Genomic DNA, 17,019 nt, shown 5'->3' with positions numbered 1-17,019 from the left:
CTCACTCGTCGGCCGCCGGCACCCGCACGATCAGCGCGTCGCCCTGCCCACCGCCACCGCACAGGGCGGCGGCACCGACCCCACCCCCGCGGCGCCCCAGCTCGAGGGCGAGATGCAGCAGGATGCGCGCGCCGGACATCCCGATGGGATGGCCCATCGCGATCGCTCCGCCGTTGACGTTGACGATCTCGGGATCCAGCCCGAGCTCCTGGGTCGAGGCCAGGCCCACGGCCGCGAACGCCTCGTTGATCTCGACGAGGTCGAGATCGGAGGGCTCGATGCCCTCCTTGGCGCAGGCCGCCGCGATGGCTCGCGCGGGCTGGCTCTGGAGCGTGGAGTCCGGACCGGCGACGATGCCGTGGGCGCCGATCTCGGCGATCCAGCGCAGCCCGAGCTCCTCGGCCTTCTGCCGGCTCATGACGACCACCGCGCAGGCACCGTCGGAGATCTGCGAGGCCGAGCCGGCGGTGATCGTGCCGTCCGGGGAGAACGCCGGGCGCAGCCGGGCCAGGGACTCCACGGTGGTGTCGGCGCGGATGCCCTCGTCGGTCGAGACCGTGACAGGGTCGCCCTTGCGCTGGGGGATCTGCACCGGGACGACCTCGTCGTCGAAGTGACCGGCCTCCCAGGCGGCCGCCGCGCGCTGGTGGCTGCGGGCGGCGAAGGCGTCCTGCTCCTCGCGGCTGAACTGCGCGCCGGCGCCGCTGTCGGCGTGGTTGGCGCCCTCGGTCAGGTTGCCCATGGCCTGGTCGGTGAAGGCGTCCCAGAGGCCGTCGTAGGCCATGTGGTCGCGGACCGTGACGTCGCCGTACTTGTATCCGCTGCGTGACTTCTCCAGCAGGTGCGGCGCCTGGCTCATGGACTCCTGTCCTCCCGCGACGACGACCTCGACCTCGCCGGCCCGGATGAGCTGGTCGGCGAGCGCGATCGCGTCGATGCCGGACAGGCAGACCTTGTTGATGGTCAACGCCGGGACGTCCATGGGGATGCCGCCCTCGACGGCGGCCTGGCGGGCGGGGATCTGACCGGCGCCGGCGGTGAGGACCTGCCCCATGATGACGTAGTCGACCTGGTCGCCCCGCACGCCGGCCTTCTCCAAGGCACCGGCGATGGCTGCGCCGCCGAGCTGGGCGCCGGACCGGCCGGAGAGCGAGCCGAGTAACCGCCCCATGGGGGTGCGGGCGCCGGCGACGAGGACAGAGGTGGTCTCAGACATGCGGTGCGTTCCTCCAACGACGGTGGTGGGTAGGGCCACTGCCGCCACTGTATCGGCCCGCACAGCCTGCCCCCACGGCAACGAGGCGACCTCGACCCGCTCGGGGTGCGGCCGCCCTCACCCGCCGTGGACCAGCGCTCCGTCCAGCACCGTGGCGCTGACGAAGCTGTGGCGGAACCGGCGCGCCTGCTCGGCGCCCTCCAGGCCCTCCGGCCCGAGCGGGTCGTGGTCGACCAGCACCAGGTCGCCGCGGTCGCCGACCCGCACGCGCTGCCCGTCCACCGAGGCCGCGAGCGCCTCCCGGCCGGTGATCTCCTGCTCCGGGTGCCAGCTCTCCCCGGCCTCTGGGCCGCGGTGCACCGCGGCCGCCATCGCCAGCCACGGGTCCAGCGGCGAGACGGGAGCATCCGAGCCCAGGGTCAGCTCGACGCCGGCGTCGAGGAAGCTGCGCAACGCGAAGGTGCGGTCCGTCCGGTCGGGCCAGCACTGCTCGGTGACGGCGCGGTCGTCGAGCAGGTGCGCGGGCTGCACGCTCGCAACGACCCGCTGCGGGAGCGCGGCCCAGCGGCGGATGTCGCGCGGCTCGACCAGCTGGGCGTGCTCGATCGAGCCCGTCGCACCGGTCTGCGCGAAGGTCTCGAGCACGGCACCGACGGCGGCGTCACCGATGGCGTGCAACGCCGCCTCCAGGCCGGCGCCCGTCGCTCGACGCAGCAGTTCGACCAGCTCCTCGACCGGGTAGTTGGCCGCCCCGGCGGGTTGGTCGAGCAGGTGCCCGTCGGCGTAGGGCTGGCAGCACCAGGCGGTCCGGGTGTTGAGCGAACCGTCGGTGATCACCTTGAGCGGACCCATCGTGACCAGCCCGTCGGTCGCCCGGATGGGGTCGCCGGTGCGCAGGCCGGCCCGGATGGCGTCCTCCAGCCCCTCGGGGTAGACGCCGGTGCGGGCGCGCAGCGGAGGCGTGCCCTCGGCCGTCCGCTCGCGCCACTGCTCCCACGGACGCCCGAACTCGAGGTCGACGATCCCGACCACCCCGAGGGCGTGCGCGTCCTGGATGGCGCGCGCCACGGCATACTCGGACTCCTCCCGCGCCCCGTGCAGTCGCTGCAGCCGGTCGTAGAGCGGGAACCAGTCGGCCTCGACCACCACCCCCGTGACGGGCGGGCCGCCGACGAGCCGCAGGGCCGCACTGTTGAGCCAGCCGTGGTGCCCGTCGCCGCTGATGAGCGCCACCGGGACGTCCCCGGTGACGTGGTCCAGGGCGGCGACCGTGGGCTGCTCGGTCCACCGGCCGATCCGGTGGCCCCAGCCGATGAGCACCCCCGTCGGGCTGTCGAAGCCCCAGGCCAGGCGGTCCGCGACCCGCGTGAGGACCTCGGCCGGGCCGGCGGTCCCGGAGGTGTCCAGCCGGGTCTGCCCCAGACCCCACTGGACCATGTGCACGTGCGTGTCCCACAGCCCAGGTATGACGTGCCGCCCCTCGCCGGCGACCTCCGGCACCGCCTCGCCCTCGGGTCGCAGGTCGGGACCGAGCGCGGCGATGACGCCGTCGCGGACGAGGACGTCCACCGGCTCGGCGTCGCGCGGGTCGCCGTCGGCGGCATCGATCGCCACGACGCGCACGTCGCGCAGCAGGAGGTCACTCATGAGGACGGATGCTAGTGCGACATACCGCCGCCGGTGCGCGGGGCTGGTCGGTCCCGGGGCCTACGGTGGAGACATGACCAGCACGACCCCTGACCGTGCGCTCGCGCCCTTCCTCCTGGCGGTCGACCACGTGGGCATCGCCGTGCCCGACCTCGACGCGGCGATCGCCTTCCACTGCGACGTGCTCGGCCACCGTCTGGCCCACGAGGAGACCAACGCCGAGCAGGGGGTCCGGGAGGCGATGATCGCGGTCGGCCCGCCCGACACCGGTGGTGGTGGGGAGGCCCCCACGATGCTGCAGCTGCTGGCCCCCACCGGGCCGGAGTCCACGATCGCCCGGTTCCTCGAGCGCAGCGGCCCCGGGCTGCAGCAGCTCGCCTACCGGGTGAGCGACGTCGAAGCGGCGAGCGCGGCCCTGCGTGAGCGTGGGCTGCGGCTGCTCTACGACGAGCCGCGCCGCGGCACGGCCGGGTCACGGATCAACTTCATCCACCCCAAGGACGCCGGCGGCGTGCTCGTCGAGCTCGTGGAGCCCGCCGGGTGACGACGCAGCAGGAGGTCCCGAGCCGCGTGACCGCAGAGCGGGCCGGCGGCTCGGGCGACGGCGCCGGCGCCGTGTCCGGCGGTTCCTCTGGCGGCGGTGACGACCGCACGAGCGGTGCCGCGCCGCGGCTGCGCCGAGCCGCGCGGGCGATCAACCCCGCCGCCGTGCCCCGGGCCGGGGCGCGCGCCGTCCGGCGCTGGCAGGACTTCCGGGTGCGCCAGCGCGAGCTCCTCGACGAGAGCAACCGGCTGCAGTCCGAGCTGTGGGAGCAGATCCACCGCACCGAGGCCGACGTCCGCACGATCGCGCCCGCCCCCACGCCCGCGACCGGCGAGCGCCAGCGCCCCGTCTGGCTGGCCTCCCCGTTCTACATCGGCTTCACCGGCGCGCTGGGCGTGCTGCTGGCCTGGCTCCTCATCCAGAACCTCACGCGCCTGTCCTCGGTGCTCACCTACCTGCTCGTCGCCGTCTTCCTGACCCTCGCGCTCAACCCCCTCGTGGAGGCGCTCAGCCGGCGCGGCATGAGCCGGCCCAGCAGCGTCTTCGTGGTCTTCATGGGCTTCGTCACCGTGGTGGCCGTCAGCGCGGTGACGTTGCTGCCCGGAGTCGTGGCGCAGGCGGTCATGCTGCTCGAGCGCGCGCCCGCTGTGGTGGAGGAGCTGGCGTCCTCCCCGTGGCTGGTCGAGCTGGACCAGCGCTACGCCGTCAGCGACCGCGCGAGCACGGAGATGGACCGCCTGCTGACCCGGCGCGACACCTGGACCGCGCTCTTCGGCGGCGTGCTCGGGGCTGCAGGATGGGTCGCCGGGAGCCTCGTGGGCATGCTGACGTCGGCGATCCTCACGCTCTACCTGCTCGCGACGCTCCCGGCGGTCAAGGACGCCGCCTACCGGCTGGTGCCCAGCAGCCGGCGACCGGGCGTGGTGCGGCTGGCCGAGGAGATCATGCGCCGGGTCGGGGGGTATGCCCTGGGCCAGGCCACGGTCGCGACGATCAACGCGGTCTGCTCCTGGCTGATGATGCAGATCCTGGGGATCCCCTATGCCGCGATCCTCGCGGTGACGGTCGGCCTGCTCGGGCTCATCCCCCTCATCGGTGCCACGCTGGGCGCGATCATCGTCGCGCTCGGCGCCGCGGTCAGCGCCTCCCCGACGCTGGCGCTGGTCGTCCTCATCTACTACGTCGTCTACCAGCAGGTCGAGAACTACTGGATCGTGCCGCGGATCATGAAGCGCACCGTGTCGGTCCCCGGCGCGGTGACGGTGATCGCCGTGCTGGCCGGCGGCACGTTGCTCGGCATGCTCGGGGCGCTCATCGCGATCCCCGTCGCGGCGGGGCTGCTGCTCATCTACGAAGAGGTCCTCGTCCCGCGCCAAGAGCGGCTCTAGGCGAAGGATCCGCCGGGGCGGCGCCGCTCGCGCGCGGACCAGCAGACGGTATGCCAGTGCCGCCGGTTCTCGGACCGCTGCATCCCCTCGCTCGGCCAGGCGACGGTGTGGGCGACGTCGGCGCGCACCTCCTGCTGGCACCCGGGGCAGCGGTAGACGCGGCCGCTGTCGTTGGGCCGCACCGGCCGCACCGTCCAGGTCTGACCGGCGTAGGTCACCGTCGGGAGAGACCGGCCGGGCGGGGGGGCGCCCCCAGGGGCGGGCCGCCGTTGCCGCGGGCGGCCCCCGCGCCGCGGCCCGTTGGAGCGGGGCACCGGCCTCAGCCGGTGAACGGTCGGTCGAGCAGGACGTGTTCGACGAGGAGCGGCGAGGGCGCGACGGCCTCCTGCGGCTGCCCCCCGGGGGCGGCGCCCAGCTCCTCGCAGACGGCGAGGACCTCGTCGGCGCCGATCTGGTCGATCATCGCGAACGGCCCCGCGGGATAGCCCAGACCGAACTGCAGCGCGGTGTCGATGTCCGCCACGCTGGCATAGCCCTCGTCGAGCATGCGGACCGCGTCGTTGAGATGCGGCATGAGCAGCGCGTCGACGACGAGCCCGGGGCGGTCGCGGCAGACGACCGGATCGGCGCCGAGGCGGGTCACCAACTCGCGCAGTGCGGCCACGGCCACGTCGTCGGTGGCGGAGGAGCGGCCGATCTCGACCACCTGTCCGTTGCCGGTGGGCGCGTGCATCCGCAGGACCGCCGCCTGCTCCGGGCGACCCGACAGGGCACCGATGGCCACCGCGGCCTCGTCGTTGACCGTGGTGAGCACGGTGCCGACGCGGACGATCTCACCGAGGACCTCCCACAGGTCGTCGGTCTCGGCGGAGAGGTCGGGGAGCCCCTCTGACTCCGCCTCGACGTCCGCCGGGCCGGTCGGGCCGGCTGCGGCGTCGGCCTCGACGACGAGGTCGACGTCCGCGAGCGCCGAGAGCTCGTCCCGGTCGGCCGCGTCACGGACGTGCGTGACGGCATACCCCCCGTCCTGGAGGCGAGAGACGAGCTCGTCGGCGATCTCACCCTCCCCGACCACACCGACCGCCGAGATCCTCGTCTCCGACTCGGCGTCGGTGGACTCGCCGACCCCGACGACCTGCCCGCTCCCCGGCTTGGCGTAGGTGTAGAAGCCCTCGCCGCTCTTGCGGCCCAGCAGACCGGCGGTGACCATCCGCTCCAGCATCGTGCTCGGGGCATGCATCGGGCTGCGGCTGTGGGAGTAGATGACGTCACCGATGTGATGGCACACGTCGAGCCCGACGAGGTCCATCAGGGTGCACGGGCCCATCGGCAGACCGGCCCCGACCCGCATCGCGGTGTCGAGGTCCTCGCGGGAGACGTGGCCCTGCTCCAGCATGCGCAGGGCGGAGACGAAGTAGCCGAAGAGCAGGTAGTTGGCGACGAAGCCGGCCCGGTCGCCGATGACGACCGGCTTCTTGCCGATCTTCTCGGACAGGGCGACGACGGCGTCGGCGAGCTCGGTGTCGGTGCGCAGCGTCGTGATGACCTCGACCAGCTTGAGCACCGGCGCGGGATTGAAGAAGTGCAGCCCGACGACCCGCTCCGGGTGGGCGGTCCCGGCGGCGATCTCGGTGATCGACAGGCTCGAGGTGTTCGAGGCGAGCACGGCGTCCTGCGCCACGATGTCGTCGAGGGCGGAGAAGACCCGGTGCTTGAGATCCATGATCTCCGGGACCGCCTCCACGACGAGGTCGGCGTCGGCGAGATCCGCCATCGCGGTCGTGATCGTGATGCGGTCGAGGATCGCGCGCTGCCCCGCCTCGTCGAGCTTGCCCTTGCTCACGGCGCGGTCGGTGGAGGCCTGCAGGATGCCGCGACCACGCTCGGCCAGCTCCTCAGTGGTCTCCACCCCGACGACGCTCAACCCTCCCCGGGCGAACACCTCGACGATGCCGGCACCCATGGTGCCCAGTCCGATGACCCCGACGGTGCTGATCTCACGCATGCGCCGATCATGTCACGGTGCGCCTAGGGAGCCTGCGTCGACAGGTCCGCGACCTCCTCCTCCTCCGAGATCGGCCGGGACCAGAAGTGCAGGTCATCCATCGGCCCGACGAACGGCGTGTCCCACCAGTTGACCCCGAGGCTGAAGACGCCGTCGGTGGAGGTCAGCGCGTCGGGGAAGCCCGCACCTTCGAACGCTCGGCGTCGTACTCACCGTCCCGTTGCCGACCGCGTGTCGCTGGACCAGAGGATGCGCGTGCCCGACGTCCCCTCGGTCGGTAGGTGGAGGTCGGCGGTGTCGGGGTCGCGCGGCCGGTCACGGCATACCGCGCGGCCGGTCACGGCATACCGTGCGGCCGGTCACGGCATACCGCGCGGTCGGTCACGGCATACCGCGCGGCCGGTCACGGCATACCGCGCGGGCAGTCGGGTTAGGGTGGCCGGCGTGCGCGTCGTCATCGCCCGGTGCTCGGTGGACTACCACGGAGCCCTCGAGGCTCACCTCCCCCTGGCCACCCGGCTGCTCATGGTCAAGGCCGACGGCTCGGTGCTCATCCACTCCGACGGCGGGTCCTACAAGCCGTTGAACTGGATGGCCCCGCCGTGCTCCATGGCGCAGACCACCCCGGACGAGGTGGAGACCGAGCAGGGCGTCACCCAGGTCTGGCAGGTCTCCCACGGCAAGCGCGACGACACGCTGCGGGTCAAGATCCACGAGGTGCTCGCCGACTCCAGCCACGACCTCGGGGTCGACCCGGGGCTGGTCAAGGACGGCGTGGAGGCTCAGCTCCAGGCGCTGCTGGCCGAGCACATCACCACCCTCGGGGACGGCTGGACCCTGCTGAGGCGGGAGTACCCCACCGCGATCGGCCCGGTCGACATCCTCTGCCGCGACGCCGATGGGGCGACCGTGGCCGTGGAGATCAAGCGGCGTGGCGACATCGACGGCGTGGAGCAGCTGAGCCGCTACCTCGAGCTGCTCAACCGCGATCCCCACCTCGCGCCGGTCGAGGGCGTCTTCGCCGCCCAGCTCATCAAGCCGCAGGCCAAGGTGCTCGCCACCGACCGCGGCATCCGGTGCGTGACCCTCGACTACGAGGCCCTGCGCGGTCGCGACGACGCGGAGACGCGGCTCTTCTGAGCCGGCCGACCATGGCGGGGGCTCCGCTCGCGGGCTTCGTGCTCGTCGGGATCGCCAACACCCTGCTCTACTACGTCGCCTACCGCCTCTTCCTGCTCGGTATGCCGTACGTCCCGGCACACCTGCTCGCCTGGGGGGTGGGGATGGTCTTCTCCTTCGTCGCCAACAGCCTCTACACCTTCGGGGTGCGCCCCACCTGGCGCCGCTTCCTCGCCTACCCGCTCACGACGGTGGTGAATCTCGGGGTGACGACGCTGGGCTCGGTCCTGCTCGTGGAGTCCCTCGGGCTGGACGAGCGCTACGCGACCCTGCTCATGACGGTCGCCGTCGTGCCCCTCACCTTCCTGCTCACCAAGGTGGTCCTCACCGCGGGTCGGGAGCAGGCCTCACCGCCACGCGAGCACTGATCCGGCACAATCGGACGGGTGACACCTCGAGCCGCGATCGCCGCGCCCAACACCTACGCGACCGAGTCCGCCGCGCACGCGCTGGCCGAGGGCGGCACGGCCGTCGACGCCGCGATCGCCGCCATGCTCACCGCGACCGTGACCGAACCAGGCGTCGTGGCGCCGCTCGGGGGGTGCTTCATCAACGTCTGGGCGCCCGGCGAGGACCCCGTCGTCGTGGACGGCAACGTCGAGATGCCGGGTCGCGGCATGAGCGAGGATGTGCGTGGGGGCGGCCTGATCGAGGCCGCGTCCAGCTACGGCGGCGGGATGGTCACCTACGTCGGGCCGGGGTCGGTCGCGACGCCGGGGATGCTCGCCGCCATGGGCTGGGCGCACCAGCGCTTCGGGCGCGCGCCCTGGGCCGAACTGCTGCAGCCCGCCGCCGATGTCGCCCGCGCGGGTTACCCGCTCGGCAAGACCGCGCAGTCCTACCTCGTGCTCGTCACCGAGACCATCCTCGCCTGGGATCCGGCGACGCGGGCGCTGCTCACCGACGACGGAGCGGCTCCCCCGCTCGGCCACCGGATCGTCGACCCGATCCTCGCCGACACCCTGGAACACATCGGCGCCCAGGGCGCCGCTACGGCATACCGAGGCGACGTCGCCCGCGCGATCGACGCCGACATGCGCCGCCGTGGAGGGCTGCTCACGCTGGCCGACCTCGAGGCCTACCAACCCGTCGTGCGCACCGCGTTGCGCAGCCACCTCGGACCCTGGGACCTCGCCTGCAACCCGCCGCCCTCGATCGGCGGGCCGGTGCTCACCGCCCTGCTGCGGCTGCTCGACGGCACCACGGGCGACGTGGACCCGGCCCAGGCCGCGGGTGTCATGAAAGAGGTGCTCGACATCCGGCTGGACCGGATCGACACCGCCGAGGACCTCGAGACCGCCGGTGCCGAGCTGCTCGCCACGCTGCACCAGATCGGTGCGACGGGTCTGCCGACCTCCCCCTCCACCGCGCACGTCTCGGTGGTCGACGCGGACGGTATGGCGTGCGCGCTCACTGCGTCGGCCGGTTACGGCTCGGGAATGACGGTCGAGGGCACCGGGCTGGTCGCCAACAACTCGCTCGGTGAGCTCGAGCTCAACCGGCTCGGCCTGCACGTGCTCCCGCCGGGCACCAGGCTGGCCTCCAACATGGCTCCGACCACGGCACGGCGCGAGGACGGCGCGGTGCTGGCGATCGGCACGCCGGGGGCGGACCGGATCACCACCGCGCTGGCGCAGGTCCTGACCCACATGGCCCGGCACGGGGAGGACCTGCAGACGGCCATCGACCGCCCGCGGATGCACCCGCGCCGGCTCGACGACGGCAGCACCCGGATCGACCACGAAGAGGATCCGTGGCTGGCGGACAGCCTCGACGACGCCGGCCTGACCCGCTTCGAGCACCCGCCCTCCTCGATGTACTTCGGCGGCGTCGGCGCCGCGCTGCTGGACCCTCGGGGCGAGCTGACGGCCGCCGGCGACGCCCGCCGCGTCGCCGCGACCCTCGTCACCTGAGCCCACCTCGGGCCCTGCGCCGCGTCCCGCTCACCACGCTCCGAGGTCACCCGGGGCGCATGGGACGATGCTGGGCATGGTCAACCTGACTCGGATCTACACCCGCACCGGCGACCGGGGCACCACCGCGCTCGGCGACAACGGGCGCACCCCCAAGACCGACCTGCGGCTCGCCGCGTATGCCGACACCGACGAGGCCAACTCGGTCATCGGCGTGGCGGTCGCCTGCGGCGCCCTGCCGGTCGAGATCCAGCAGACGCTGGGCCGGATCCAGAACGACCTCTTCGACGTCGGCGCCGACCTGTGCATGCCGCTCAAGGCCAGCTACGAGTGGGAACCGCTGCGGGTGCAGCAGGCCTGGGTGGAGGAGCTGGAGTCCGACTGCGACCGCTACAACGCCGATCTCCCGACGCTGCGCTCCTTCATCCTGCCGGGCGGCACGCCCGGGGCGGCGCTGCTGCACCAGGCCCGCACCGTGACCCGGCGGGCGGAGCGATCCACCTGGGCGGCGCTGGAGCGCTATGGCGACCAGCCCTCGGAGGAGGGCGCCGCCAAGGGCGAGGGCGGGGTCAACCCGCTCACCGCGACCTACCTCAACCGGCTCTCCGACCTGCTCTTCATCCTGGCTCGGGTCGCCGCACGGGGCGGGAAGGGTGATGTCCTGTGGCAGCCGGGCGGCGGCCGCGAGGAGGGGGAGCCGACCACGGGAGACGATCCCAGGCGCGACTGACCACGGTCTGACCGCCAGCGCCCTCGGCGTGCCGGGGCTCCGACGCCCCCGCGGATGACCGTCAGGCCACCTGGGAGTTCCAGCCCGGCGGCACGGCCTCGACCCAGGACCGCAGCGCCGTGTAGTGCTGCTCCCCCAGCGCCAGCTCGAAGCGCGCGGTGCCGTAGCTCACCGGCACCCGGATGAGGCCGGTCCGGCCCAGGGCCTCCGCCTGATCCTGGTCCAGGACGGAGGCGACCCCGAGGTCGAGGTTGCCCCGCAACCAGGGACCAGCAGCAAGGCCGCCCGGCCCCTTGATGGCCAGGCGGTCGTCGGTGAAGCGCAGGGTGCCGCGGCGCCAGCCGCCCTGCACGGCGCGGTATGCCGCGGGCATCGGCGGGGAGAGTGCGCCGCGCTCCCCCGCGGTCCGGAAGGCGAACAGCCCGAGTCCCAGGATCACCAGGCCACCGATGGCGGCCAGGAGCACCAGGATCAGGGATTCGCTCATCTGGGTCCTAGCTCGGCGATCCGGTGAGCGACCCCGCGTCGACGCGATCCGCCACGATGACGACGCGGTCCTCGTCCACCGAGAGGAACCCTCCGTCGACGGTCACCGTCTCGGTGGCCCCCTCCGTCTGGATCCGGACCTCCCCCTCGACCAGCACGCTCAGCACGGGGGTGTGCCCCGGCATGATGCCCATGTCGCCGTCGATGCTCCGGGCGCTGACCATCTTCGCCTCGCCGGACCAGACCTTGCGGTCCGCGGCGACGAGCTCGACCTGGAGTGCACTCACGAGATGAATTCCTTCCGAGGGGGTGCGGCCTGGGACAGTCTACCGGCCGGGCGGGTCGTCCCAGGACGGGCTCTCGACCTCTGGTGCGGGATGCGTGGAGCCGCCCAGCTCGAGGTGTCCGGGCCCGTCCAGCGCCCCGGTCCACCGGTTGATCGCGTGCATCCCGTGGTAGGCGATCAGCGCTGCGGCGGTGCCGAGGGCGATGCCCTCGAAGACCAGCGCACCCGGGCTCCAGGTGTAGTTGGCGATGCCCACGACGAGCGCGACGGCCGCGGTCGCGAGGTTGATCGGATGGCCCAGGTCCACCCGGTGCTCCACCCAGATCCGGAAGCCGAGCACCCCGATCATGCCGTAGAGCACGGTCGCGGCACCGCCGAGGACGCCGGCCGGCACGGTCTGGATGAGCGCCCCGAACTTCGGTAGGAAGGCCAGCGCGATCGCCGTGAGAGCGGCGACCCAGTAGGCCGCGGTCGAGTAGACACGCGTCGCGGCCATGACGCCGATGTTCTCCGCGTAGGTCGTGGTCCCCGAGCCACCACCGGCGCCGGCCAGGGTGGTCGCCAGTCCGTCCGAGAGCAGCGTGCGGCCCAGCAGGTGGTCCAGCGCGTCCGCGGAGCCCTCGGTCATCTGGGCGACCGACTTGACGTGCCCGATGTTCTCCGCCACCAGCACGAGCACCACCGGGAGGAAGAGGCCCAGGACGCCGACGTGGAACTCCGGTGCCATGAGCTCCGGCGCCCCGATCCACGCCGCCTCTCGGACCGCGGCGAGGTCGACCTCCCCGCGGAGCAGGGCGACGGCATACCCGCAGACGACGCCGAGCAGGATCGAGAGCCGTCCGAGCAGTCCCCGCAGGAGCACCGTCGCGAGCACGATCGCGACCAGGGTGACCAGGGCGGTCGTCGGCGCCTGCTCGACGTTGCCCCAGGCCGCGGGGGCGAGGTTGAGGCCGATGAGCGCGACGATGGTGCCGGTGACCATGGGCGGCATGAGGCGGCCGACCCAGCCGTGACCGATGACCTGGACGAGGAGGCCGACCGCGGCCAGGGCGACCCCGGCCAGCACGACCCCGCCGAGCGCCCCCGCCGCGCCGTAGTCGCTCTGCGCTGCCGCGATCGGCGCCAGGAAGGCGAAGCTGGAGCCGAGGTATGACGGCACGCGCCCGCGCGTGAGGAGCAGGAAGAGCACGGTGCCCAGTCCGGAGAAGAGCAGCGTCGTGCTCGGCGGGAAGCCGGTGATGAGCGGCACGAGGAAGGTCGCGCCGAACATCGCGACGACGTGCTGCATCCCGATCCCGACGGTCGGTGCCCACGCGAGCCGCTCGCGCGGACCGACGACCTGTCCGGGCTCGATCCGGTATCCGTCACCGTGCACGGTCCACATGGACAGCAACTCCTTCGGGCATCAGAGCACTTATGCGCGGCGCTCGGTGGAACGACACCGGCCTTCGAGAACTCCGTGGTGAGTTCCCGAAGGCCGGTGGATGGATCAGGGCTGCCTCAGCTGTTCTTCTCCAGCTCGGCGGCCTGGCGCTCGACGTCCTCGAGCCCACCGCACATGAAGAAGGCCTGCTCCGGGACGTGGTCGTAGTCGCCGTCGGCCACCTTGGTGAAGGCCTCGATCGTCTCCGACAGCGGGACGGTCGAGCCCTCGATGCCGGTGAACTGCTTGGCGACGTAGGTGTTCTGCGACAGGAAGCGCTGGATCCGACGGGCGCGGCCGACGAGGATCTTGTCCTCCTCGGACAGCTCGTCGATGCCGAGGATCGCGATGATGTCCTGCAGCTCCTTGTAGCGCTGGAGGATCGACTTCACCCGGACGGCCGTGTCGTAGTGCTCGCGGCTGATGTAGCGCGGGTCGAGGATCCGGCTGGTCGAGGTCAGCGGGTCCACGGCCGGGTAGATGCCCATCGAGGCGATCGGGCGGGAGAGCTCGGTCGTGGCGTCCAGGTGCGCGAAGGTCGTCGCCGGGGCCGGGTCGGTGTAGTCGTCGGCCGGCACGTAGATCGCCTGCATGGAGGTGATCGAGTGACCACGGGTCGAGGTGATCCGCTCCTGCAGGGTGCCCATCTCGTCCGCCAGGTTGGGCTGGTAGCCCACGGCCGAGGGCATGCGCCCGAGCAGCGTGGAGACCTCGGAGCCGGCCTGGGTGAAGCGGAAGATGTTGTCGATGAAGAGGAGCACGTCCTGCTTCTGGACGTCGCGGAAGTACTCCGCCATGGTGAGCGCGGACAGCGCGACCCGCAGGCGGGTGCCCGGCGGCTCGTCCATCTGGCCGAAGACCAGGGCGGTCTGGCCGAGGACCCCGGCCTCCTCCATCTCGACGATGAGGTCGTTGCCCTCACGGGTCCGCTCGCCGACACCGGCGAAGACGGACACACCACCGTGGTCGCGGGCGACACGGGCGATCATCTCCTGGATGAGCACCGTCTTGCCCACGCCGGCGCCGCCGAACAGGCCGATCTTGCCGCCCAGCACGTAGGGGGTCAGCAGGTCGATGACCTTGATGCCGGTCTCGAACATCTGGGTCTTGGGCTCCAGCTGGTCGAAGGCCGGCGCCTGGCGATGGATGCCCCAGCGCTCGTTGACCTCGAGGGTCTCGCCCTCGGGCAGGTCGAGCACGTCGCCGGTGGCGTTGAAGACGTGACCGAGGGTCACGTCACCGACCGGCACGGTGATGGGGCCGCCGGTGTCCTGCACCTGGCCGCCGCGGACGAGGCCGTCGGTCGGCTGCAGGGAGATGGCGCGCACCATGTTGTCGCCGATGTCCTGGGCGACCTCGAGGTTGACGGTCTTGGTCTCCCCGCCGATCGCGACCTCGGTCTTCAGCAGGTTGTAGAGCGAGGGCATCTGCCCCGGGGGGAACTCGACGTCGACGACGGGGCCGATGATCCGGGCCAGGCGACCCACGGCGCCCTGGGTCTGCTCCGTGGTGGGAGCCTCGGTGGTGGCAGTCATGGCTGCGTGCTTCCTCTCACTTGGCGTCGGCGAGGGCGCTCGCGCCGCCCACGATTTCGCTGATCTCTTGGGTGATCTCGGCCTGACGGGCCTGGTTGGCAAGACGCGTGTAGGTCTTGATGAGCTCCTCGGCGTTGTCCGTCGCCGCCTTCATCGCCCGCTGACGCGCGGCGAGCTCGGAGGCCGCCGCCTGCAGCAGGGCGTTCCACACCCGCGAGGTGATGTAGCGCGGGAGCAGCGCGTCGAGGACCTCGGCGCCGGAGGGCTCGAAGTCGTAGAGCGGGAAGCCGTTCTCCGGCGTGCGCGGCGCGGCGTCCTCGACGACCTGCAGCGGCAGCAGGCGGGTCACCTGCACCTCCTGGGTGACCATGTTGACGAACCGGGTGTAGACGAGGTGGACCTCGTCGACCCCGCCCTCGTCGGTGCCCCTGGTGAACTCGCCGATGAGCCGCTCGGAGATCTCCTGCGCCACGTCGAAGGTCGGAGAGTCGGAGAAGCCGCTCCACGAGTCCTCGAACGGCCGGTTGCGGAAGGAGTAGTAGTTCTCCGCCTTGCGCCCGGTGAGGAAGGGGACGTACTCCACCCCCGACTCCTCCAGCAGCTCGCGCAGCTGCTCGCTGCGCTTCAGCACGTTGGCCGCGTAGGCACCCGCCAGCCCCCGGTCGGAGGTGACGACGAACACCCCGGCGCGACGCGGCTGCTCCCGCTTGGTCGTCAGCGGGTGGTCGACGTCGGCGTGCGTCGCGACCGCCGAGGCGGCCCGGGTGATCGCCCGGGCGTACGGCGTGGTCTCCGCGACCCGCTGCCGGGCCTTGACGACCCGGGAGGCGGCGATGAGCTCCATCGCCCGGGTGATCTTCTTGGTCGACTGGACGGTCCGGCTGCGCTGGCGGTACTCCCGCTGCTGCGCTCCCATGTCTCGCCTCTCTCGTTGGCTCTGGTGGTCGGTCGGATCGCTGGTATGTGCCCTGCGCTCAGCTGCGCTGGACGGTCAGCTGCTCCTGGTCGACCTCGTCGTCATCCATGGCCTCGACGGGGTCGTCCTCGGCGGAGCCGACGCCGACCTCGGCGCTGTCGTCGGGGGTGAACTCGGACTGAAAGGCGGACATGGCGTCCGCCAGCGCGGCGGCGGTGTCGTCGCCGAGCTTGCCGCTCTCGCGGATGCCCGCGAGGAGCCCGTCGTGCTCACGGTGCAGGAACTCGACCCACTCGTTCTCGAACCGACGCACGTCACTGACCGGCACCTCGTCGATGTGGCCGTTGGTGCCCGCCCAGATGATGGCGACCTGGTCCTCGACCGAGACCGGGGAGGACTGCGGCTGCTTGAGGATCTCGACCATGCGCGCACCGCGGGCCAGCTGGGCCTTGGAGGCGTCGTCGAGGTCGGAGGCGAACATCGCGAAGGCCTCCATCTCGCGGAACTGCGCGAGGTCGACCTTGAGGCGGCCGGAGACCGACTTCATCGCCTTGATCTGCGCGGCACCGCCGACCCGCGAGACCGACACACCCACGTCGATGGCCGGGCGGACGTTGGAGTTGAAGAGGTCCGCCTGTAGGTAGATCTGCCCGTCGGTGATGGAGATGACGTTGGTCGGGATGTAGGCCGAGACGTCACCCGCCTTGGTCTCGATGATCGGCAGACCCGTCATCGAGCCCGCGCCCATCTCGTCGGACAGCTTGGCGCAGCGCTCGAGCAGCCGGGAGTGCAGGTAGAAGACGTCACCCGGGTAGGCCTCGCGGCCCGGCGGGCGGCGCAGCAGCAGCGACACCGCACGGTAGGCCTCGGCCTGCTTGGACAGGTCGTCGAAGACGATGAGCACGTGCTTGCCGTCGTACATCCAGTGCTGGCCGAGGGCCGAGCCGGTGTAGGGGGCGAGGTACTTGAAGCCGGCGGCGTCCGAGGCAGGCGCGGCGACGATGGTGGTGTAGTCCAGCGCGCCGTTCTCCTCCAGCGTCGCGCGCACCGAGGCGATGGTCGAGCCCTTCTGGCCGATCGCGACGTAGATGCAGCGCACCTGCTTGTCCGGGTCACCGGACTCCCAGTTGGACTTCTGGTTGAGGATCGTGTCGATGGCGACGGCGGTCTTGCCGGTCTGCCGGTCGCCGATGATGAGCTGGCGCTGCCCGCGACCGATGGGGATCATCGCGTCGATCGCCTTGATGCCGGTCTGCAGCGGCTCGTGCACCGACTTGCGGGCCATGACGCCCGGGGCCTGCAGCTCCAGCGCGCGGCGGCCGTCGGTCTCGATGTCGCCCATCCCGTCGATCGGCTGGCCGAGCGGGTTGACGACGCGACCGAGGTAGCCGTCGCCGACGGGCACCGAGAGGACCTCGCCGGTGCGGCGGACCTCCTGGCCCTCCTCGATGCCGGAGAAGTCGCCGAGGACGATGACGCCGACCTCGTGGACGTCGAGGTTCAACGCCAGGCCGAGCGTGCCGTCCGCGAACTCGAGCAGCTCGTTGGTCATGACCGAGGGCAGGCCCTCGACGTGCGCAATACCGTCACCGGCGTCGACCACGCGGCCGACCTCTTCGCGGGAGGCCGTGCCCGGCTCGTAGGTCTGGACGAACTGGTCCAGCGCGTCCCGGATCTCCTCCGGACGGATCGAAAGCTCCGTCATGTCGTTTCTCCTCGTCGTGGCCCGGGGCTGTCGGGCCGGTGCTTGT

16 protein-coding genes are annotated in these 17,019 nt (G+C 72.0%); 6 read left to right on the top strand and 10 right to left on the bottom strand.

Annotated features, from left to right (window positions below; genetic code table 11):
• Position 1 precedes the first annotated feature (1 nt).
• Positions 2-1,216 carry an acetyl-CoA C-acetyltransferase gene (locus AC5PYY_RS08135; protein ID WP_493899262.1) on the bottom strand — a complete coding sequence of 405 codons (1,215 nt, stop codon included), beginning with the start codon at positions 1,214-1,216 and terminating at the stop codon, positions 2-4.
• A 117-nt stretch (positions 1,217-1,333) separates the two neighbouring features.
• On the bottom strand, positions 1,334-2,863 hold the full coding sequence (locus AC5PYY_RS08130; RefSeq protein WP_493899261.1) for an amidohydrolase: 1,530 nt from the start codon (positions 2,861-2,863) through the stop codon (positions 1,334-1,336).
• A 73-nt stretch (positions 2,864-2,936) separates the two neighbouring features.
• On the opposite strand from AC5PYY_RS08130, the gene mce reads away from it, so the two are divergent.
• Both mce and AC5PYY_RS08120 read left to right on the top strand, forming a co-directional pair.
• A complete protein-coding gene (gene mce, locus AC5PYY_RS08125; RefSeq protein ID WP_493899260.1) occupies positions 2,937-3,407 on the top strand; it encodes a methylmalonyl-CoA epimerase in 471 nt (156 codons plus the stop codon).
• Positions 3,404-4,795 (top strand): AI-2E family transporter, encoded by a 1,392-nt coding sequence (locus AC5PYY_RS08120; RefSeq protein WP_493899259.1) that lies wholly within the window; start codon positions 3,404-3,406, stop codon positions 4,793-4,795. Before mce ends, AC5PYY_RS08120 begins: the two co-directional genes overlap by 4 nt.
• On the opposite strand, the gene AC5PYY_RS08115 is transcribed toward AC5PYY_RS08120, so the two are convergent.
• A complete protein-coding gene (locus AC5PYY_RS08115; RefSeq protein ID WP_493899258.1) occupies positions 4,792-5,013 on the bottom strand; it encodes an Rv1322 family protein in 222 nt (73 codons plus the stop codon). The two genes, AC5PYY_RS08120 and AC5PYY_RS08115, sit on opposite strands and share 4 nt — an antisense overlap.
• Positions 5,014-5,114: 101 nt before the next feature.
• Positions 5,115-6,800: a 3-hydroxyacyl-CoA dehydrogenase family protein gene (locus AC5PYY_RS08110; protein WP_493899257.1), complete on the bottom strand. Its 1,686-nt coding sequence runs from the start codon at positions 6,798-6,800 to the stop codon at positions 5,115-5,117.
• A 444-nt stretch (positions 6,801-7,244) separates the two neighbouring features.
• Here AC5PYY_RS08110 and nucS point away from each other — a divergent pair, with 444 nt between their 5' ends.
• From nucS to AC5PYY_RS08090, 4 genes are all read left to right on the top strand, one after another.
• On the top strand, positions 7,245-7,940 hold the full coding sequence (nucS, locus tag AC5PYY_RS08105; RefSeq protein ID WP_493899347.1) for an endonuclease NucS: 696 nt from the start codon (positions 7,245-7,247) through the stop codon (positions 7,938-7,940).
• 11 nt (positions 7,941-7,951) lie between these two features.
• On the top strand, positions 7,952-8,347 hold the full coding sequence (locus AC5PYY_RS08100; protein ID WP_493899256.1) for a GtrA family protein: 396 nt from the start codon (positions 7,952-7,954) through the stop codon (positions 8,345-8,347).
• 18 nt (positions 8,348-8,365) lie between these two features.
• Complete coding sequence (locus AC5PYY_RS08095) at positions 8,366-9,892, top strand: gamma-glutamyltransferase (protein ID WP_493899255.1); 1,527 nt, start codon at positions 8,366-8,368, stop codon at positions 9,890-9,892.
• A 76-nt stretch (positions 9,893-9,968) separates the two neighbouring features.
• Positions 9,969-10,622 carry a cob(I)yrinic acid a,c-diamide adenosyltransferase gene (locus AC5PYY_RS08090; protein WP_493899254.1) on the top strand — a complete coding sequence of 218 codons (654 nt, stop codon included), beginning with the start codon at positions 9,969-9,971 and terminating at the stop codon, positions 10,620-10,622.
• Positions 10,623-10,683: 61 nt separating this feature from the next.
• Here the strand turns inward: AC5PYY_RS08090 and AC5PYY_RS08085 are convergent, their stop codons facing one another.
• From AC5PYY_RS08085 to atpA, 6 genes are all read right to left on the bottom strand, one after another.
• A complete protein-coding gene (locus tag AC5PYY_RS08085) occupies positions 10,684-11,109 on the bottom strand; it encodes a DUF2550 family protein (RefSeq protein ID WP_493899253.1) in 426 nt (141 codons plus the stop codon).
• A gap of 7 nt (positions 11,110-11,116) precedes the next feature.
• Complete coding sequence (locus AC5PYY_RS08080) at positions 11,117-11,395, bottom strand: F0F1 ATP synthase subunit epsilon (protein ID WP_493899252.1); 279 nt, start codon at positions 11,393-11,395, stop codon at positions 11,117-11,119.
• Positions 11,396-11,434: 39 nt separating this feature from the next.
• A complete protein-coding gene (locus AC5PYY_RS08075) occupies positions 11,435-12,778 on the bottom strand; it encodes a uracil-xanthine permease family protein (protein WP_493899251.1) in 1,344 nt (447 codons plus the stop codon).
• 116 nt (positions 12,779-12,894) lie between these two features.
• Entirely contained in the window at positions 12,895-14,352 is a 1,458-nt protein-coding gene (atpD, locus tag AC5PYY_RS08070; protein WP_493899250.1) for a F0F1 ATP synthase subunit beta, read from the bottom strand.
• A 16-nt stretch (positions 14,353-14,368) separates the two neighbouring features.
• On the bottom strand, positions 14,369-15,268 hold the full coding sequence (locus tag AC5PYY_RS08065; protein ID WP_493899249.1) for a F0F1 ATP synthase subunit gamma: 900 nt from the start codon (positions 15,266-15,268) through the stop codon (positions 14,369-14,371).
• Between the two features lie 58 nt (positions 15,269-15,326).
• Entirely contained in the window at positions 15,327-16,973 is a 1,647-nt protein-coding gene (atpA, locus tag AC5PYY_RS08060; protein ID WP_493899248.1) for a F0F1 ATP synthase subunit alpha, read from the bottom strand.
• Positions 16,974-17,019: the final 46 nt, after the last annotated feature.

Source organism: Serinicoccus sp. JS2-9, from assembly GCF_059025165.1.
Note: the sequence above shows the minus strand (reverse complement) of the source record. Positions and strands in the feature narration are given on the sequence as shown.